The organism is Neobacillus sp. OS1-32, from assembly GCF_030915425.1.
Taxonomy (GTDB): domain Bacteria; phylum Bacillota; class Bacilli; order Bacillales; family Cytobacillaceae; genus Neobacillus; species Neobacillus paridis.
Genome location: NZ_CP133263.1, coordinates 1,589,224 through 1,608,740 on the forward strand (window position 1 = coordinate 1,589,224; position 19,517 = coordinate 1,608,740).

Here is a 19,517-nt window from a genome sequence, read left to right on the forward strand (position 1 = left end):
TATTAAAAATTAAAGTCACCAAAATCTGATCCGGAGAACATATTATGTTCATCTACAACGTCGTAAGTAATCACTTCATCCGCATAATTTCTAAGCTCAATAATATAATCGAAATCGTCAAGTGTGTATTCAGAATTTTGCACAAAAATATCGGGATGTTCAATTACTTTTACCGCCGGCATGCGCATTATTTCTCTAACTAGCTGCCAATGGCGTTCATTCGCACGTCTTGTAGAAACAATGCCATCAAAAATAAATAAATTATCGGCGTTGTACTCATCCTTAATCAGTTGGTTGCGAATCGTTTGCTTTAAAAGAGTGGAAGAAACAAATAGCCACCTTTTATTGGCACAAACACTTGCAGCAACGAGCGATTCCGTTTTTCCTACCCGGGGCATTCCACGGATGCCAATTAGTTTGTGCCCTTCCTGCTTAAATAATTCTGCCATAAAATCCACTAACACACCAAGCTCGTCCCTAACAAAACGAAAGGTTTTTTTATCATCCGCATCTCTTTGAATATATTGTCCGTGGCGGACGGCAATACGGTCACGAAGCTTCGGTTCTCTTAATTTAATTACTTTTATTGTATCCATTTTATGTAAAATTGACTCAAGCCGTTTTATTTGATCACCATCATTTGCTAACATGAGCAAACCGCGTCTACCTTGATCTACTCCGTTTATGGTTACAATATTGATAGAAAGCATTCCCAAGAGGGAAGAAATATCACCTAGCAAACCAGGGCGGTTTTTTTGAATCTCATATTCTAAATACCACTCTTTTTTCATTTAGCCCCCCTTGATAGTTTCGACAATATTTTCACTTATCCGTACCTAAACCCTATCATAAATGATTTCATGGCAAAATGAAAGAAAAAACACGATGATTCAAGTAATATTTAAAAAAAGAGAGGGAGGATGACCTCCACTCTCTTTACTGTTTCACAAGTTTAACCATTACATTAGCAATTGCCTGCTGCTCTTGTTCATCGGCAACCGACCACATGTCTGCAAGAACTCGCTGCTGCTCATTTTTGGGGTCCACATTTTCGGCAAGATAGTCCCCAATTTGGTGAGCCAGGTTGCTAATGGCCCCCTCACTCATCCCCTGACTTTGTGCATTTTCGAGCCGGTTACCAAGAAAGTCCTGCCACTCTTTCCAGTTATCTAAAACAGACATCGTTTACCCTCCTTTTGGTATGGTACAAAGTTATTTTGCGAAAAGAAGATTAGATCTATGCATCTTATCTTGTAAAATTTTTCAGCTGTACCAGCCGCCGTTAACCGCCAGTATTTGTCCGGTTATATAGCTGGCTTTGTCAGATAACAGAAACGCTGCAGCATCAGCGATTTCCGCAGGAAACCCGAGCCTTCCCATTGGAATCTCAAATGCGATCCGGTCAACCTCTTCTTGGGAAAATCCCTCCATCATGGGGGTGTCAATTGCCCCCGGAGCAATCCCATTGACTCGTATTCCGTTTAGCGCCAATTCCTTGCTTAGTGCTTTGACAAAGGCAATTTGAGCACCCTTAACTGCAGAGTAGGCCACCTCACAAGCTGCACCTGTTTGCCCCCAAATAGAGGTAATCACAATGATATTTCCCGCGCCCTTAGCTAATAATTTGGGCAATAATTCTTTTGTTAGCATAATCGGGTTTAAAACATGAACATTCATTAACGCCTCTAGATCTGCAAGCTGTAAGTCCATTAATAAGCCATATTGACTGTTTCCACCACAATGAATGATGCCATCCAATGAGAAGATTTGTGAGACAATTTGTTTATATCCATCCGGCACAGCCAAATCTGCCTGGATGGGTATATACTCTCCCCCAAATAATTGAAGCCTATCTAATAAACTATTGATCGCTTGTTCATTTTTATGGTAATGAAGATATAAATGATAGCCTTGCTGGGCTAAATGATAGGCAATCGCTTGTCCGATTCCCCCGCTTGCTCCCGTAATTAAGATGAATTTCTTCATTTCGTCCACTCTTTTCATACTTTAGCATGTAAATATTGGCAGGAAAAAGCACCGCTGTTTGCGGCGCTCGCCTATTTTTATTGATTCGGAACTACTTGACAGATAGAGAACCGTTCTTCGGCAATAACCTCCTCTGCCAATGATTCAACATCACTTAAAGTGATTTCCTCCAGTGTCGGTACGATTGCAAAAAAGTTCATTTCATTAAATGCATAGCGGGTAAACTGATTGGCAATATAATCAGGTGAGTTAACAGACCTTAAAAATGCGCCAATTTTTTTCCGCTTCGTTCTTTCCAATTGTTCCTCGGTAAAAGTTCCCCTTTTTTTAGCACTAAGCAGAATCTGTTCAATTCGCTCCGCGAGCATATCAGGATCTTTTGTATCCCCGCCAATCATCGCAAATCCAAATCCTTGTTCCTGTGTATAATCATATGAAAAAGAATCGTCCACTAAACCATCATTATATAGATTGTTATAATGTTCAGAGCTTTTACCAAATAAAAGATCGAGAAGCAGGTTCATCGTTAATTCATTTTTCAGCATTTCTGCTCCTATTTGATCGACATGGAGCGCCTTTATTCCAACTAAGCATTTCGGGGTTTGCACATTCATTTGCATCACTTGTTTTTTCTCGGCCGCTTCTGTTGGCTCTTCAGCAAATTGACGTTGTATTTCTGGCATATCCTGATAATCTTTTCTCGCTTGATTTTCACGGACCTGATTCATAATCTTGTCAGGGTCAACAGGTCCGACAATAAACAGCAGCATATTGCTTGGATGATAAAAAGTATTATAGCACTCGTACAGCCAATCCTTGGTAATATGGGATATGGATTCAATGGTACCGGCAATATCAATCCGGACAGGATGATTTTTGTATAAGTTTTGAATTAAACCAAAATATAAGCGCCAATCAGGATTATCATCATACATCGTTATCTCCTGGCCGATGATACCTTTCTCCTTTTCCACCGTTTTGTCGGAAAAATAAGGACTTTGCACAAAATCAATCAGCGTTTCCAAGTTTTTTTCAACTTCAGCCGTGCTGGAAAATAAATAGGCCGTTCTTGTAAAGGAGGTAAAGGCATTGGCTGAAGCACCCTGTTTACTAAATTGCTGAAAGACATCACCGTCTTCCTTTTCAAACAGCTTATGCTCTAAAAAGTGGGCAATTCCATCGGGTACTTTCACAAATTCACTTTTACCAAGCGGTACAAACGTATTATCTACCGAGCCATATTTCGTTGTAAAGGTAGCATATGTTTTATTGAAGCCTTTTTTTGGCAAAATATAAACTTCCAGACCATTTGCCATTTTTTCATGGTAAAGCTCTTCCTTCAACTGATCATAAGTAATTTGCTCCATTATTTGCCCTCCTCTGATCCAGTTAAGAAATAAATCGTATCCAGGTCGATTTTGCCCGCAACTTGAATGATTTCATTCCTTGTTACTTTCTCCATTTCCGTCAACCAGTCATTTATTGTGATATCTTTATGGGCTACGACATTGTGATAGAGTATTTCCAGCAAGCCTCTAGATGTATCAAGAGTTTCTAAAATTTGATTACGGATAACAGCCTTTGTCTGTGTTAATTCTTCATCCGTAAAATCGCCTTTTTTCATGGCTTCCATTTGTTCATGAATAATCCCAACAGCTTGATCATAGTTTTTTATATCGATTCCGGACATAACCATCATCAACCCTTTATGACTTTCCAGACGGCTGGCAGCATAATAAGCAAGGCTTGCCTTTTCCCGTACATTAATAAATAATTTTGAATGCGAAAACCCGCCAAAAATCCCGTTAAAAACTTGCAGCGTAAAATAATCAGGCTCGCCATATTTACTATTTGTCCGATAACCAATGTTTAATTTTCCTTGCTTCACGTTCTGCACTTCTTTAACCTCATTAACCTTGGATCTCTTCTCGACATCTTGGGTGGTGGCCATCTGCGGTGTCCGGTTATCAAATTGAAGCAGCCCGGAAACGATTTCGGTAACTTCCTCTGCTTTAACATCGCCAACTACGTATAAGTCCATTTCATCTTGTGAAAATGCCTTTTGGAAGTAAGCAAATAAATTTTCAGGGGTAATCGAATCAACATCCTCCAAGTCGCCATTCACCTGAAGCGCATACGGCTCACCTTTACACATTTCCTCAATCAGGCGAACATTTGAGTAACGCATTTTGTCATCATAGACGGATTGGATTCGCTGTTTTAACGTTCGTTTTTCCTTTTCCACGGTTTCACGGTCAAATCCATGTCCGGATGCATTGGGATTTGTTAATATTTCCGTTAATAATTCCAGTCCTTTTTTCAGTAAAGGAGTGGGGTCAGTCAAAAATTTCTCGTTGGCAATTTCAATTAAAAAGCTGATGACGTGATATTCGCCTTTTTTTGCCAAATCCACAAATAGCGTCGCCCCATATAGTTCATCGAGATAGGCCCGCAGTATGGTTGTTGATGGATATTTTGCTGAACTGCTTTGCAGCACCTGAGGAAGTAGCGCTCTTTTGGTAACATCCTCTTTTGTTAAAGGAGCTTTCATTCTCCAAACAAGCGTATTGGTCTTATATTTTTCCGTTTCAATCACATGAAGTTTATAACCCTGCATTTCCGTGATTTTTTCTGTGGCTGCAGCCATTTAGTTTCCTCCTTTAAATAGGCTCTTTATTTATGATATGTAAACATTTTTCTTTATATCTTTTCCCCTTAAATAAAAGCTATACTAATGGCTATTATTTTACAAGTTATAGGTATTAAAAAAGGACTCCCAAAAAAACCGGGGGTCCTGGTATCTTTAAGATTATCTACCGCCCTTGATGTAGTGGGTACCATCTGCTTTTGGAGCTTCGGCACGACCGATAAATCCAGTCAAAGCTAAAATGGTTAAGACATAAGGGGCAATTAACAAATAGACATTAGGGATATCCTTCAAGAACGGTAAACTTGAGCCGATAATACTGATACTTTGGGCAAAGCCAAAGAATATTCCAGCGCCAAGAGCACCGAGTGGATTCCATTTACCAAAAATCATTGCCGCAAGTGCCATAAATCCTTGTCCACTGATGGTGGCGTGGCTGAAATTGTTGGCAATAGATTGTGCATAAATAGCACCGCCGATACCGCCAAGCGCCCCGGAGATAATAACTCCTAAATAACGCATTTTGGTGACATTAATCCCCATTGTATCAGCTGCCATTGGATGTTCACCAACCGAGCGCAATCTTAATCCAAATGGAGTTTTAAAAATAATATACCAGGCAAAAATGGCGACGATGATAGCTAAAAAGGATGTCCAATACGTATCCTGGAAAAAGATTTTCCCAATAATTGGGATATCTTTTAGCACCGGAATATCAATCTTGTTGAACCCTTTACTAATAATCGCTGTTTCCCCTTTACCATACATTTGCTTAACAAGGAACATACAAAGTCCAGCCGCCAGCAAGTTGATAGCTACCCCGGAAACGGTATGATCGGCACGGAAGGTAATCGCTGCTACCGCATGAATCAAAGAGAATAACGCACCAGCAGCCATCGCCACAATTAAAGCAACCCAAGGTGTTGCATTTCCGAATGTACCAACAAATGTTAAGTTAAACACAATCGAGGTAAACGCACCAATCAGCATTAAACCTTCAAGACCAATATTAACAACACCAGAACGTTCTGAAAAAATTCCACCCAACGCAGTGAAGATAAGAGGAGCTGCCCATAGTAAGGTGGACGGAACAACAATAATTAAAATTTCCATTAAGCTCATCTTATTTCACATCCTTCTTACCGAATCTGTTAAGAACTACTCTTATGATGTAACTTGACGCCACAAAGAATACAATTAAAGCTATAATTATATCAACTAGTTCATTTGGTACACCGGCCTCAAGCGGCATGTTGAGTGCTCCAACTTTCAAGGCACCGAATAAAATGGCGGAAAAGAAAACTCCCAGCGCCGTATTACCGCCGAGCAAGGCAATCGCAATTCCGTCAAAGCCTACTCCGGTAAAACCACTTTTAACGGTGACATATCCAAAAGTACCTAAACCATCCATCGCACCTGCCAATCCGGCAAATGCCCCGGAAATAACCATGGATAGAATAATCGTTCTATTTACATTCATCCCGGCATATTGGGCGGCATCCTGGTTAAAGCCGACAGCACGCAGTTCAAAGCCTTTTGTCGTTCTTTCCAGTAAAAACCACATAATGAAACAACAGATCACTGCGATGATAATCCCCCAGTGCAGCCTTGAATAGTCCGTAATGCTTTGTAACCAATCAGATCGTAACGAGGCAGATTCTTTAATCATCCCCGTTCTATCCTTATGATTGGTCAAAACATTTTTGATTAGATAGTTTGACACATGTAAGGCTGTATAGTTCAACATAATCGTAACAATAACTTCGTGAACGCGTAAACGCGCTTTTAACAGCCCTGGAATATATGCCCAGAGAGCCCCGGCAACTGTTGCTGCGATAATCGCCAGAGGTAAATGGATAATCTTGGGAAGATCAAATGAAGTTCCTACCCAGACTGCCGCAAGCCAGCCAACGATAAACTGGCCCTCAACCCCGATATTAAATAACCCAACACGGAAGGCAAAGGCTACCGCCAATCCGGCTAAAATATACGGTGTAACCTGGCGGACAACTTCTCCAAAATAATAAACTTCCCCAAAAGCACCATTCCACAATGCGTTATAAGCGGAAATTGGATTGTAGCCGCTGACTAACATGATAATCGTTCCAACGATAATCCCCAATAAAACGGCAATAATAGGTGTGATAATCCCCTGCAAACGTTTAGACATTAGTACCAGCTTCCTTTCTGCTCGACCCAGCCATCAACAGCCCAAGTTCTTGTTCATCTGTTTCTTTAGGATCTACTACTGCCACAATTCTACCTTCATAAATAACAGCAATTCGGTCGCTGACACTCATAATTTCATTTAACTCAAATGAAACTAGTAAAACAGCTTTTCCATGATCGCGCTGCTCAATCAAGCGCCTGTGAATAAACTCAATGGCCCCAACATCCAGTCCACGGGTTGGCTGGGCTGCAATTAATAAATCGGGATTGCGATCCACCTCGCGGCCAATTATCGCTTTTTGCTGGTTTCCCCCGGAAAGTGCACGAGCCAAGACATATTCACTTGGTGTACGAACGTCAAACTCACTAATTAAGCGCCTTGCCTGATTATAGATTTCTTTAAAATTTAAAATCCCGTTTTTGGAATATGGCTTTTGATAATAGTTTTCCAGTACCATATTTTCGCCAATCGGGAAATTCAACACAAGACCATGTTTATGCCGGTCCTGAGGAATATGGCCAACACCCGACTCCATAATTTTCCTTGGTTTATGGTTAATTAACTCTTTCCCATTGACTTTAACACTGCCACTCTCCGCCTTACGCAGTCCGGTGATGGCCTCAATTAATTCGCTTTGACCATTACCGTCAACACCGGCAATGCCAACAATTTCCCCGGCACGAACCGATAAATTAAGGCCGTTTACGGCAGTAAGCCCCCTTGAATCCTTAACCACTAAATCATTGATTTCCAATACGTCTTGCTTCGGTTCAGCAGGTTTCTTTTCAACCTTAAAGACAACATCATGTCCCACCATCATTCGAGCCAGCTCGTTCGGATTGGTTTCACTTACATTAACTGTCCCAATCCCTTTTCCTTTACGAATAACAGTACAGCGGTCGGCCACTTCCATGATTTCTTTTAATTTATGAGTAATCAGGATGATAGATTTACCTTCTTTGATAAGAGTTTTCATGATTTGAATTAATTCAGTAATTTCCTGAGGGGTTAATACTGCCGTCGGTTCGTCAAAAATTAAAATTTCCGCACCGCGGTACAGCGTTTTTAAGATTTCAACTCTTTGCTGCATTCCAACTGAAATATCAGAAATCTTAGCTTGCGGGTCAACAGCTAAACCGTATTGCTCGGAAATTCTTCTTACTTCTTCTTCGGCCTTTTTAATATCAATCCGGCCGCCTTTGGTAATCTCTTTTCCCAAGATAATATTTTCGGTAACAGAAAATACATCCACTAACATAAAGTGTTGATGCACCATTCCAATACCGAGATCATTGGCGACGTTAGGGTCTGTTATTTTTACAGGCTGCCCTTTTACCCGAATTTCGCCCGCTTCCGGCTGATATAAGCCGAACAGAACATTCATCAGAGTTGATTTACCGGCGCCGTTTTCTCCAAGCAAAGCATGAATTTCGCCCTTTTTTACTTGAAGGGTAATGTTATCATTGGCGACAAAATTACCAAACTCCTTACGAATGTTCAGCATTTCAATCACATAATCCATTCATTTCTCACTCCCCATGATAAGGTGGAAATTTTGTCCATTAGTAGTAAGAGGTCAGACCTTTATGAGTTTTAAAAAAATCGGGATATGCCTCCCTCTGAAACCCTAACCGAAAAGTAGAAAGTATGAGTATTTCTGCTTTTCAGTTAAGCTTCCATATAGGCAGGAATAAGTGGGAACAACATTCCCGCTTATTCCTGAAAAACATCGTTATTTGGCTTTAAAAGTCTTTAATTCCTTAAGAGTACCTGGAACTTTTACAGCACCAGATTTAATTTTGTCTGTCCAATCTTTTATCGCCTTTTCGATATCAGCTTTGTTAGCTACGCTGCTATTAATTGGCGCTGCGGCAACACCATCTTCAGCCAGGCCGTACAAGGTAACTTTTCCGCCAGGGAAATTACCTTCTTTAGCTTTAGTGGCAATGTCTTGCACAGCTACGTCTACACGCTTAACAGCAGAGGTTAGCACAACATCTTTACCCATATCTGATTGGTCGCGGTCTACACCAATTGTCCATACGGTAGCATTTGGATTTTTAGCTTTCCGGTCATTGGCTTCTTTAAACATACCATTACCTGTAGCACCAGCGGCAGCGAAAATGACATCTACACCTGAAGAGTACATTTTAGAAGCAATGGATTGACCAAGTTCTGCCTTGTCAAATGCACCAGCATATTGAACATCAACAGTTGCTTTTGGATTAGCTGCTTGAACACCAGCTCTGAAACCAGATTCGAAGCGCTCAATAACTTCGCTTTCCACACCGCCGATGAAGCCGATTTTATTTGACTTTGTTGTCATTGCAGCAGCAACACCAACTAGGAACGAAGCTTCTTGTTCTTTAAAGAGGATGCTGGCAACGTTTGGTTCCTTTACTTCGGAGTCAACAATCGCAAAATGTTTATCTTTTTGCTGTTTGGCAATTTCATCAACGGCACCTTGCATCATGAAACCAATACCAAAGACTAGGTCAAATTTTTGCCGTGCCAATGTATTTAAGTTTGTTGAATAGTCCGAGTCAGACTTGGATTGAAGATAGGTATAACCGCCTACACCTTTTTTCATCCCGTTATCTTGACCGAACTTTTGCAGACCTTCCCAAGCGGATTGGTTGAATGATTTGTCATCGACACCGCCAACATCAGTAACCATGGCAACAGAAAAGGCTGCTTTCTTGTCTCCATTTTTAGCTGTGTCGTTCCCTTTGTTGTCATCACTCTTTCCACATGCACCTAATATTGTGCCAGCAGCGAGAACTAGTGATAGCGCCAGTCCAATTTTACGCTTTTTCAAGGTATTTACCCCCTAAATTGTTGTTTGATTAAGCAGAAGAGTTTAAAGCCAGAATTGGTTGCGTTTTCAAAAGCATACTTAAATTATACGCTTCCTTAGAACATGAAAACGGAACTTATCTGCTTTAAAGTAGTTTACCGAATAAAGGACAGCTTCATCCATTTCATCGAAATGCATTTGTTTTAAAACTAACAAAGCAGTTTCCGGATCACATTCAAGAATTGGGGAAACTTTTTCGTGATAACCAATTGGTTCGATTTCAGCGACCGCGTATGTAATTTTTCTGTTTGCCTCTTCATCCAAGACATGAAACATTGATTCCTCTCCATGAGAAAAGGTTTCCGGTAAAATGTGTGCTGGAACCTTGTCAATGCAGTATACAACAGGTTCACCATTTGCGGTCCTTACTCTCTCGATCACGACAATTTCCTCATTTTTTAAACATGAGAAACGGCGAATATCCTCCTCGGTAGGCTCTTGTTTTGATGATCTTAGGAAAATGGTCCCCGGCTTCATGCCAGCCTGTTTAATCATGTCAGTAACACTATTTAATTGTTCGATCCCTGAGGTAAATAATGGCTTAGAGTTTACAAAAGTGCCAACGCCGTGACGTCTTATAATCACATTTTCTTCTTCAAGGATTCTAAGTGCTTCACGGAGAGTTGCCCTGCTGACACCAAGCTGTTTAGCCAAATCGAATTCGGAAGGTAATTTTTCTTTTTCTTTATAAACCCCTTTTTCAATGTCATCCTTCAGGTGATCAATGACTTGTAGATATAAATGCCGGTTATCTGACTTAATAGACATCTGTTTCCTCCAGCCTTTTTCCTAAGACATCAGACCTCTGATATCATCCCTGCTAATCGAGATTAATATTACCATTTTTTCTTGGATAAATAAATAGGATTTCATGATTTTGTCGAAAAAAGGATAAAGGAAAACAGTTGTCAAAAAATCGCCATAGCGTTTTAGAAAAATCTTGATATAATCTTACTTTGTCTGCAAAAAAATTATGAACTTTGTTCCTCGTTAATTGGTTTGGACACCAGCACGGCACGAGGTTTACTGCCTTCATAGGGACCTACTACGCCGCGCGCCTCCATTTCATCAATCAGCCGGGCAGCCCGTGTATAACCAATTCGGAAACGGCGCTGCAGCATCGAAACAGATGCGGTTTGCATTTCGATAATTAATTCTACCGCTTCAGCATATAATTCATCTTCAACTGAATCTGTAATTTCCGGTAAATCATCCGGAATCATTTCTTCCTGGTATTGGGCCTTTTGCTGGGAAATGACAAAATCGACGACTGCCTCGACTTCCTCATCGGAAAGAAACGCCCCTTGGACACGAACGGGTTTCGATGCACCTACCGGCATAAACAGCATGTCACCTCGGCCAAGCAGTTTTTCCGCCCCCCCATATCCAAAATCGTGCGTGAATCGGTAGCGCTTGAGACTGCAAAGGCGATTCTAGATGGGATATTGGCCTTGATAACACCTGTAATAACATCGACTGAAGGTCTTTGTGTAGCAATAATCAAGTGGATTCCGGCCGCCCTAGCCATTTGAGCAAGACGTGTAATCGCATCTTCCACATCGCCTGAGGCCACCATCATTAAGTCGGCCAGTTCGTCGACAATCACTACAATATATGGCAGTAATGGCTGCTTATCATTCTCGTCGAGATTATGCTTTCTGATATGCTCGTTATATCCTTCAATATTTCTCGTACCAGTATAGGAAAAGAGTTCGTATCTTCGCTCCATTTCACTGACGACCTTTTTCAGTGCCTGCGATGCTTTTTTGGCATTGGTGACAACAGGCGCCAATAAATGGGGAATTCCATTATAAACATTTAATTCCACCATTTTCGGATCAATCATCATTAATTTAACCTCATGAGGCTTTGCCCGCATGAGAATACTGGTAATGATCCCGTTAATACAGACACTTTTCCCGCTCCCTGTTGCTCCGGCAACAAGTAAGTGCGGCATTTTATTTAATTCAGCATCAACCGCTTCACCAGTAATATCTCGGCCTAAACAAATTAATAATTTTGAATCGGGCTTATCATTTTGTGTGGCTTCTAATACTTCTCTTAGCGAAACCACAGCAATTTCGGAGTTAGGAACTTCTATCCCAATCGCTGATTTTCCCGGAATTGGCGCTTCGATTCGGATATCTTTAGCGGCCAGCGCCAGTGCCAAATCATCACTAAGACTGACAATTTTACTAACCTTTACGCCAACATCCGGATGAACCTCATATTTTGTTACCGCCGGTCCTAAATGAACCTGGGTTACGCGGGCTTTCACACCAAAGCTCTGGAAGGTCCGTTCAAGCTTAGCGGCATTCGCATGAATCAGCTCGTACTCTCCCGTCTGATCCGTTTTCTTCGGCAGTTTTAGCAGTTCAAATGGAGGTAATTGGTAATCAACATTTTCCACTTCGGTAAAAGTGATCGACGGTGAAAGATCATCGTCCTCTTCTTCGGGAGCAGTCTTAATCCTTTTTTGAGCTTCTGCCTGCTTAGGTTCCCGTGGCAGTTCCTCATGATATGCACGGTCTGCAAAGCTGGAAATAATCGGCTCCGGATTTGTAATTTCTTCTATAGGTGGCGGCCCTTGAGGCGGGGTTGACACCATTTCCGGCTGCTGATTTTCATGTGCTTGTCTTCTTTGCCTGCGTTCATTTTTCTTTTCTTGCTGCTTTTGCTTCCATTCTCCTAGGTCGTTCTTAAAAGCACCCCATTGATTTTTGGAAAAGTCGAAGCCCGCAGTCATCACTTTAGCGACAAGATCACCAAGCGATTTTCCTGTTAGTAAAATAAAACCGATGATAATGAAAATAAAGGCAATGATTTTTGTACCTGTTTCGGCAAAAAGATAGTGGAATAAAGCGAACAATATTGCCCCTAAGATGCCTCCACCAAGGTCGGAAGTACTAGTTTCCCCCCTAAGTTCCATCATAAACAATTCCCACGTATTTCTAATCACACTTGGATTCTTAAATTTACCGTCATTGGTTAGAAGATGAAATAAGGTTACATGGCTCAAAAGGAGGAGTGCGGATATGATAAAATAGCTTCCAACTAGTTTGAGATGAAAAAGAAAGGGGATTTTCCTTTTCCACATTAAGTAAACACTCAGTAATACGAGACCGATTAACCCGAGCATGTACCATTCGCCCATCCAAAAACGGAAAAAAAGCACGCTTGCCCTGCCGACCGCCCCAAGCTTTGCTATGGATATGATAGATAATGCTAAAATTGCCAAGGCCGACAATTCATATTGAATGGTTCGTTTCATCTTTGTTTCTCGTCTTTTAGCTTGTCTTCTCTTTTTTTGGCCATTTAATCACCTTATCATTGGATTATGGTTTCTAAAGCCGCTATAGGTTGTCCATAATGGCTTAGTTTCCCTTGAAAGGAAAAGCAGCCCGATTGGCTGCTCTTGTTCACCTAACCCGATTATACCATAATTAACATCTAGAAGAAGACTTCACCATCAAGGCTGGCAAAAGAAATTTTGGCCCCTGGGCTAACCCTCGAGTCCATATAATGCTGTGGGTCACTGCTTATATTTCTGATAACCTGTACATGGTTGCCATCCACCTGTTCTACAATCAAGGGGATCCCTTGGAAACTCGCCATTTGCTGTTTACCGAAGCTGTCCATTTCAGGGGGAAGACAAGCTCTTGTGGCATCATTGTATAAAGAATCATTGAATCAGCCCTTCTTTTTCATTTTTTCTTAAGTCTATTAATTCATTTAACTTTTTCATTGCCTGACCAATACCGCCCACTTCATCAATTAACCCGTATTTAACGGCATCGACACCAATTACGTTTGTTCCGATATCCCGCGTCAGGTTCCCTTTGGCAAACATTAAATCTTTAAAGGTTTCTTCCGTAATGTTCGAATGTTTTGTGACAAAGCTGACGACCCGTTCTTGCATTTTATCCAAGTATTCAAAGGTTTGCGGGACGCCAATGACCAATCCTGTTAACCGGACAGGATGAACCGTCATCGTAGCGGTTTCGGCAATAAATGAATAGCTGCAGGAAACTGCAATTGGAACCCCAATGGAATGTCCCCCGCCCAGAACAATGGAAACAGTTGGTTTGGACAACGATGCCAGCATTTCTGCAATTGCCAGTCCTGCTTCGACATCTCCACCCACTGTATTTAAGATGATGAGGACTCCTTCAATATTGGGATTTTGTTCGATTGCTACTAGCTGTGGGATTAAATGTTCGTATTTTGTTGTTTTATTTTGCGGCGGAAGCGCCAAATGTCCTTCTATTTGACCAACAATTGTCAGACAATGGATTTTGGAATCACTGGATAGTTGCGGTACATTGGTTTGTCCCAGCTGTTGGATCTTATCAATAATCGCGGAAGAAGGATTTTCCTCTTTCTGAGGCTCACTGCCCTCCGACGGCTGTTCGGTTGCATTTTTTTGTAAATCCTGATCCATTCTGATACTTCCTTTCCAAGCATGATATTTTTTAGTATTTACTTAGGAGCTAAATTCATGCTTAGAATTTCGCCAGAAAAAAAGCATCCGATGGCTTGAAGAGGTCACCTCTTTCGCTATCGAATGCCTATTATTTATCTATTAAATCTCCATAATAATTGGCAAAATCATTGGCCGTCTCTTTGTTTTATCAAATAAAAAGCGGTTCAATTCATCACGGATTTCCTGCTTTAAACTTGCCCAATCAAACGAGTCCTTTGCAATATTTCTTTCGACAATCTCTTTCACTAATTTCGTAGAATGATCCATCAATTTTTCCGATTCCCGTACATAAACGAATCCTCTTGAAATGATTTCCGGACCGGAGGCTATTTTCTTTTCTTGCTTTGTTAAGGTTACGACAACGATAAGAATACCATCCTGTGATAATAGTTTTCGATCCCTTAGAACGATATTGCCGACATCGCCAACACCGATCCCATCAACCAGGACATTCCCCGATGGTACTTTTCCGGTAATGGAAATTGTTCCATCCTTCCATTCAACGACATCTCCGCTATCAGGTATGCAAATTTGCTCCTCATCAAGGCCCAATTCCAGCGCGAGTTTTCGGTGTGCCATCAACATCCGATATTCACCATGAACAGGGATAAAGAATTTTGGTTGCATTAAATTGATCATGAATTTCAATTCTTCCTGACTGCCATGGCTGGATACATGAACGGTTCGTTTTCCAGAGATGACATTAGCTCCTGCCCTAAGAAGCATGTCGACTGTTTTGGCTAGAAACAGCTCACTTCCCCTCAGTGGTGAGGCAGCTATCAATACGGTATCTCCCTGCTGAATATTCAACAGTTTATGGCTTTGTTTGGCCATTTTCTGCAATGCCTCGATTGGCTCTCCTTGACTGCCCGTCATCAGTATGACCAGATCTTTATCTTCATAATCCTTGATTTCATTGATTGGAATAATTAAATCATCGGCAACCTCCAAGTAGCCTAAGTCAAGAGCAATATGATAGATGCGTTCAAGACTTTTCCCAACCACTGCGACCTTGCGCTGATTCTCTTTTGCCGCATCAAAGATGTGTTGAATCCGATTGATATCCGATGCGAAGCAGGCGGCAATAATTCTTCCTGGAGCATTATAAAAGGCGTTTGACAATTCACGGGTAACGATTGCTTCAGATGTCGTGTATCCAGGTTTTTCTGCCTCGGTGCTATCTGACAGTAAACATAAAACACCTTGTTCACCAATCGAAGCCATTTTCCTAATTTCTGGTTTATAAAGTGTTGTTGCCGCTTGGTCGAATTTAAAGTCGCCGGTATAGACAATCACACCTTCAGAAGTATGGATACAGACACCAATAGAATCAGGGATGCTATGATTCGTTCTGAAAAAACTGATGTCAGCAGATCCCATCTCAATGATATCGTTTGAATCAATCTCGATAAAATTCGCCTTCCCTTTATACTCCTGTTCCTTAAGCTTTGCAAGGGCCAGAGCCAGCGTTAATTTCGTCCCGTAAACCGGGACATTAATATTTTCGAGAAGGTATGATAATGCGCCAATATGATCCTCGTGTCCATGTGTTAAAAATATTGCTTTTACCCGATCCTTGTTTTCCCTTAAATATGTAATATCCGGAATGACCATATCAATGCCAAGCATTTCTTCCTCGGGGAACATTAGGCCGGCATCAATAACAAAAATGTCCTTGTCCACCTCGACCAGGTACATATTTTTTCCGATTTCTCCTAAACCACCAAGTGCAATGAACTTAATGGAGTTATTTTTTTTCTTTCCCACTAACTGAACCTCCTATGTTGTATATCTGATTTTTTCTATAAAACCTTTTAACTGTCTATTCCCGGCTCCTTTATCAATAGAGTGTTGTCACGTTACTAATTGGTCCGATCGAATTCAGTTATGACTATTATACTTGAAATTTGAAAATCATTACAACCATTAATCAGATACACAGTCACAACGGTGTGTTTTTAGATCGAAGTACCGCAAAATAAATGACTTTTTTTCAGTTGAAAAAGCCCGGTCCATGAAAAAAAGAGCCAACGACTGTAATTGATCGTTGGCTTCTTTTATATGATGATTAAATTTCATTTAACAGTGCGTTTAATTTTGCCCGTTCCTGCTCCGTAAGGCCTACAAGCGGAAGCCTCACTGTTCCAACATCCAAGCCCTTTAACTGTAATGCCGTCTTTACCGGGGCAGGGCTTGGAGCAGTGAATAATCCTTGCATAATTGGCAATAGTTTCTGATGAAGTTGAGCTGCCTGAAGATAATGGCCCTCAAAAAATGCTTGAACCATCTCTTGCATTTCGTTGCCAATGACATGGGAAGCAACAGAAACGACCCCTGTTCCACCAATTGAGAGCACCGGAATGGTTAAGCTGTCATCGCCGCTATAAAGCAGAAAATCATCAGCAGTATGAGCGATGATCTGAGCCATCGCACTTAAATCACCGCTTGCTTCTTTTACTGCTATAATATTTTCAACCTTGGAAAGCCGGATAATCGTCTCAGGGTGAATCGTTACCGCTGTACGCCCGGGGATATTATAAATCATAACCGGAAGTGTGGTTGCCTCTGCAATCGTTTTAAAATGCTGATACAGTCCTTCCTGATTGGGTTTATTATAATAAGGGGCTACCAGCATAATCGCATCAACACCAAGCTGTTCCGCTTTTTTGGTCATTTCAATCGATGCATAGGTATTATTGCTGCCAGTACCGGCAATAACAGGGATTCTTTTATTGACAACCTTAACCACATGGCCAAATAAAGCCAATTTTTCCTCTTTTGATAAGGTCGGGGATTCACCGGTTGTTCCCGCAACAACCAGCGATTCTGTTCCATGATCGATTAAATAATTGATCAATTTTGTCGTTTTGGCGAAGTCAATATGCCCTTTTTTATTAAAAGGGGTAACCATGGCTGTAGAGATGCGCCCAAAATGAACCATTTTCTCTTCTCCCTTCGAAAACAGCTGATCTCCCAAATCAGCCTTTTTCTTCGAATCTAGCTCTTGCGCTTTTTGTTCTTAGTCCATGTTTTTTAAAGAGGCTTCAATGTCCGAAGGTTCAATTTCAAGTGACTCTTCTTCTAATTGAAAAGCATCATGTAAGGCATTGACTGATTGAACCAAATCATCCTGCTTTACCAATACCCATATGGTTGTATGGCTGTCTGCAGACTGCAAAATGCGAATACCTTTATTGGAAAGAGCGGTGACGATTTTAAAGGTAACTCCCGGCACACCAGCAATTCCGGCACCAACGACGGAAACCTTGGCACAATGGCGTTCAACAATCGGCTCATACCCCATTTCCGTTAAAACCTTTACAGCACGATCTGTCATTTCTTCCGTAACCGTATAAACAACGCTGTTAGGAGAAATGTTAATAAAGTCGACGCTGATTTTTTCATTCGCCATTGCCTTGAATACTTCTGCCTGCAGGTAATACTGATCCTTCTTAGCTAAAACCTTTATTTGCGTGATATTGGCAACATGAGCTATGCCGGTTACAAGACGTTCTTTAATATCACTGCCACGATTATTGCGATTGATGGTAGTGACTAAAGTACCCTTCTTATCAGAATAGGTTGAACGAATCCGGATTGGTACTTTTGCCTGCATGGCAATCTCGACAGCTCTTGGATGAATGACCTTTGCCCCCTGATAGGCCATATTACAAACCTCAGTATAAGTCACAACTGATAGTGGGCGTGCATTTTCCACTATTCTTGGATCGGCCGTCATGATCCCTTCTACATCTGTAAAAATATCAATCCATTCCGCATTAAGGGCTGCTCCAAGAGCCGCAGCTGAAGTATCACTGCCGCCCCGGCCTATGGTCGTAGTATCCCCATTTTGGGCCGCACCTTGAAATCCGGCAACAACCACGACATCATGGTGCTCTAATTCCCGGAGGAGACGGTCACACTTCATTTCAACAATTTTAGCATTGGTATGGTCGCTGTTTGTCCGGAAGCCTGCCTGAGCTCCTGTTAATGCTACTGCGTTTATGCCGCTTTCAAGCAGCATATTTGTAAAAACAACACTGGAGATAATTTCTCCGCAAGACATTAATAAATCGTGTTCTCGTTTAGAAAGCTTGCCTGTATTACCGCCGATCAATGATAGCAGGGTATCCGTTGCATAGGGGTCGCCTTTCCTCCCCATTGCCGATACAACCACTACCACTTTATAACCATCGGCTAAAGATTTTTCAATATGCCTCTGTGCATACTTCCTGCTTTCCTCGTCTTTTACAGATGTTCCGCCAAATTTTTGAACAATGATTTTCATGATGACAATTAAACCTGCCTTTTTTTAAGGTTACTTGGATTTTACAATTCCTAATTCAATTAATCTTTCAGCGATTTGAACAGAGTTCCAGGCAGCACCCTTCAGAAGGTTATCCGATACAACCCACATATGAAAGCCTAATGGCTCGTCAAGATCCTTTCTAATTCTGCCAACAAAAACATCATTTTTTCCGACACAATCAGCAGGCATTGGATAAATTTGATTTTCCGGATAATCTTGTAAAACGACACCAGGGGCATCCTTTAGCAATGCTTTTATGTCATTTGCCTTGACGCCTTCAGTCTCAATTTCAAAATAAACTGATTCAGAATGACCGACTGCAACTGGCAGACGCACGCATGTTGCGGCCACTTGAAGCTCCGGTAAGTGCATGATTTTCTTTGTTTCATTGATCATTTTCATTTCTTCAAAAGTAAACCCATTTTCTTGGAACTTATCAATTTGGGGAATCGCATTAAAGGCAATTTGATAGTGTTTTTTATCAGATTTTACTGGTAAAATATTGGCTTCAACGTTATCTTTATTAATAATTGCCTTTGTTTGCTGCATCAACTCTTCAACCGCTGCAGCACCTGCACCTGAAACTGCTTGATAGGTCGAAACAAGCACTTTTTTCAGGCCGTATTTTTTGCGAATCGGTTCTAAGGCAACAACCATTTGAATCGTTGAGCAGTTTGGATTCGCAATGATCCCATTGTGTTCATAAAGATCAGCTTCATTTACCTCTGGTACAACTAATGGGGTATTTTCATCCATCCGAAACGCACTTGTGTTATCGACAACAATCGCGCCGCGTTTTACCGCTTCAGGAGCCAATTCCTTTGATACACTACCGCCGGCACTGAATAGGGCAATATCGACGCCTTCAAAGCTCTCGGGTTTTGCTTCTTGGACCGTTATTTCCTCACCATTAACCGTCAATTTTTTTCCTGCGGAACGTGCTGATGAAAGCAAGGTTAGTTTTTTAACAGGAAAATTCTCTTTAACTAATGTTGAAAGCATTTGTTGTCCAACCGCTCCCGTTGCTCCTACAACTGCAACGTGAAATCCGTTTTGCTGACTCAT

At 41.3% G+C, this 19,517-nt stretch carries 16 protein-coding genes and 1 pseudogene; all 17 read right to left on the reverse strand.

Features of this window, described 5'->3' with window-relative positions:
- Positions 1-2 precede the first annotated feature (2 nt).
- A complete protein-coding gene (locus RCG24_RS08055; protein WP_202653958.1) occupies positions 3-791 on the reverse strand; it encodes a DUF3388 domain-containing protein in 789 nt (262 codons plus the stop codon).
- Positions 792-936: 145 nt separating this feature from the next.
- Positions 937-1,182 (reverse strand): DUF3243 domain-containing protein, encoded by a 246-nt coding sequence (locus tag RCG24_RS08060; RefSeq protein WP_202653957.1) that lies wholly within the window; start codon positions 1,180-1,182, stop codon positions 937-939.
- Between the two features lie 81 nt (positions 1,183-1,263).
- Positions 1,264-1,986, reverse strand: coding sequence for an elongation factor P 5-aminopentanone reductase (ymfI, locus tag RCG24_RS08065; RefSeq protein ID WP_202653956.1), 723 nt, complete (start codon positions 1,984-1,986; stop codon positions 1,264-1,266).
- Positions 1,987-2,063: 77 nt separating this feature from the next.
- Complete coding sequence (gene yfmH / locus RCG24_RS08070; protein ID WP_308078845.1) at positions 2,064-3,353, reverse strand: EF-P 5-aminopentanol modification-associated protein YfmH; 1,290 nt, start codon at positions 3,351-3,353, stop codon at positions 2,064-2,066.
- Positions 3,353-4,633, reverse strand: coding sequence for an EF-P 5-aminopentanol modification-associated protein YfmF (gene yfmF, locus RCG24_RS08075; protein ID WP_308078846.1), 1,281 nt, complete (start codon positions 4,631-4,633; stop codon positions 3,353-3,355). The genes yfmH and yfmF overlap by 1 nt, the downstream gene beginning before the upstream one ends.
- Before the next feature lie 162 nt (positions 4,634-4,795).
- Positions 4,796-5,755 (reverse strand): ABC transporter permease, encoded by a 960-nt coding sequence (locus RCG24_RS08080; protein WP_202653953.1) that lies wholly within the window; start codon positions 5,753-5,755, stop codon positions 4,796-4,798.
- Position 5,756: 1 nt separating this feature from the next.
- A complete protein-coding gene (locus RCG24_RS08085) occupies positions 5,757-6,803 on the reverse strand; it encodes an ABC transporter permease (protein WP_202653952.1) in 1,047 nt (348 codons plus the stop codon).
- Positions 6,796-8,325: an ABC transporter ATP-binding protein gene (locus RCG24_RS08090; protein WP_308078847.1), complete on the reverse strand. Its 1,530-nt coding sequence runs from the start codon at positions 8,323-8,325 to the stop codon at positions 6,796-6,798. The genes RCG24_RS08085 and RCG24_RS08090 overlap by 8 nt, the downstream gene beginning before the upstream one ends.
- A 210-nt stretch (positions 8,326-8,535) precedes the next feature.
- The gene (locus tag RCG24_RS08095) at positions 8,536-9,621 is read right to left on the reverse strand and encodes a BMP family lipoprotein (protein WP_202653950.1); all 1,086 of its coding nucleotides are present in this window, start codon (positions 9,619-9,621) and stop codon (positions 8,536-8,538) included.
- 78 nt (positions 9,622-9,699) lie between these two features.
- On the reverse strand, positions 9,700-10,428 hold the full coding sequence (locus tag RCG24_RS08100) for a GntR family transcriptional regulator (RefSeq protein ID WP_202653949.1): 729 nt from the start codon (positions 10,426-10,428) through the stop codon (positions 9,700-9,702).
- A gap of 203 nt (positions 10,429-10,631) precedes the next feature.
- Positions 10,632-12,931 (reverse strand): annotated as a pseudogene (locus RCG24_RS08105) (DNA translocase FtsK).
- Between the two features lie 179 nt (positions 12,932-13,110).
- Positions 13,111-13,299, reverse strand: a complete 189-nt coding sequence (locus RCG24_RS08110; RefSeq protein WP_308078848.1) for a YlzJ-like family protein — start codon at positions 13,297-13,299, stop codon at positions 13,111-13,113.
- A gap of 43 nt (positions 13,300-13,342) precedes the next feature.
- Positions 13,343-14,101, reverse strand: a complete 759-nt coding sequence (locus tag RCG24_RS08115) for a ClpP family protease (protein ID WP_202653946.1) — start codon at positions 14,099-14,101, stop codon at positions 13,343-13,345.
- A 141-nt stretch (positions 14,102-14,242) separates the two neighbouring features.
- A complete protein-coding gene (locus RCG24_RS08120) occupies positions 14,243-15,910 on the reverse strand; it encodes a ribonuclease J (RefSeq protein ID WP_202653945.1) in 1,668 nt (555 codons plus the stop codon).
- 301 nt (positions 15,911-16,211) lie between these two features.
- Entirely contained in the window at positions 16,212-17,084 is an 873-nt protein-coding gene (gene dapA, locus RCG24_RS08125; protein ID WP_202653944.1) for a 4-hydroxy-tetrahydrodipicolinate synthase, read from the reverse strand.
- 78 nt (positions 17,085-17,162) lie between these two features.
- Positions 17,163-18,431, reverse strand: coding sequence for an aspartate kinase (gene dapG, locus RCG24_RS08130; protein WP_202653943.1), 1,269 nt, complete (start codon positions 18,429-18,431; stop codon positions 17,163-17,165).
- 30 nt (positions 18,432-18,461) lie between these two features.
- A complete protein-coding gene (gene asd, locus RCG24_RS08135) occupies positions 18,462-19,517 on the reverse strand; it encodes an aspartate-semialdehyde dehydrogenase (RefSeq protein WP_308078849.1) in 1,056 nt (351 codons plus the stop codon).

What these genes read in the sequence shown, in the direction of transcription:
- RCG24_RS08055 (WP_202653958.1), bottom strand. Translation starts at nt 791, where the DNA reads ATGAAAAAAGAGTGGTATTTAGAATATGAGATTCAAAAAAACCGCCCT.
- yfmF (WP_308078846.1), bottom strand. Translation starts at nt 4,633, where the DNA reads ATGGCTGCAGCCACAGAAAAAATCACGGAAATGCAGGGTTATAAACTT.
- RCG24_RS08090 (WP_308078847.1), bottom strand. Translation starts at nt 8,325, where the DNA reads ATGGATTATGTGATTGAAATGCTGAACATTCGTAAGGAGTTTGGTAAT.
- dapA (WP_202653944.1), bottom strand. Translation starts at nt 17,084, where the DNA reads ATGGTTCATTTTGGGCGCATCTCTACAGCCATGGTTACCCCTTTTAAT.
- RCG24_RS08085 (WP_202653952.1), bottom strand. Translation starts at nt 6,803, where the DNA reads ATGTCTAAACGTTTGCAGGGGATTATCACACCTATTATTGCCGTTTTA.
- yfmH (WP_308078845.1), bottom strand. Translation starts at nt 3,353, where the DNA reads ATGGAGCAAATTACTTATGATCAGTTGAAGGAAGAGCTTTACCATGAA.
- asd (WP_308078849.1), bottom strand. Translation starts at nt 19,517, where the DNA reads ATGAGTCAGCAAAACGGATTTCACGTTGCAGTTGTAGGAGCAACGGGA.
- RCG24_RS08060 (WP_202653957.1), bottom strand. Translation starts at nt 1,182, where the DNA reads ATGTCTGTTTTAGATAACTGGAAAGAGTGGCAGGACTTTCTTGGTAAC.
- RCG24_RS08100 (WP_202653949.1), bottom strand. Translation starts at nt 10,428, where the DNA reads ATGTCTATTAAGTCAGATAACCGGCATTTATATCTACAAGTCATTGAT.
- ymfI (WP_202653956.1), bottom strand. Translation starts at nt 1,986, where the DNA reads ATGAAGAAATTCATCTTAATTACGGGAGCAAGCGGGGGAATCGGACAA.
- RCG24_RS08080 (WP_202653953.1), bottom strand. Translation starts at nt 5,755, where the DNA reads ATGAGCTTAATGGAAATTTTAATTATTGTTGTTCCGTCCACCTTACTA.
- dapG (WP_202653943.1), bottom strand. Translation starts at nt 18,431, where the DNA reads ATGAAAATCATTGTTCAAAAATTTGGCGGAACATCTGTAAAAGACGAG.
- RCG24_RS08110 (WP_308078848.1), bottom strand. Translation starts at nt 13,299, where the DNA reads ATGGACAGCTTCGGTAAACAGCAAATGGCGAGTTTCCAAGGGATCCCC.
- RCG24_RS08115 (WP_202653946.1), bottom strand. Translation starts at nt 14,101, where the DNA reads ATGGATCAGGATTTACAAAAAAATGCAACCGAACAGCCGTCGGAGGGC.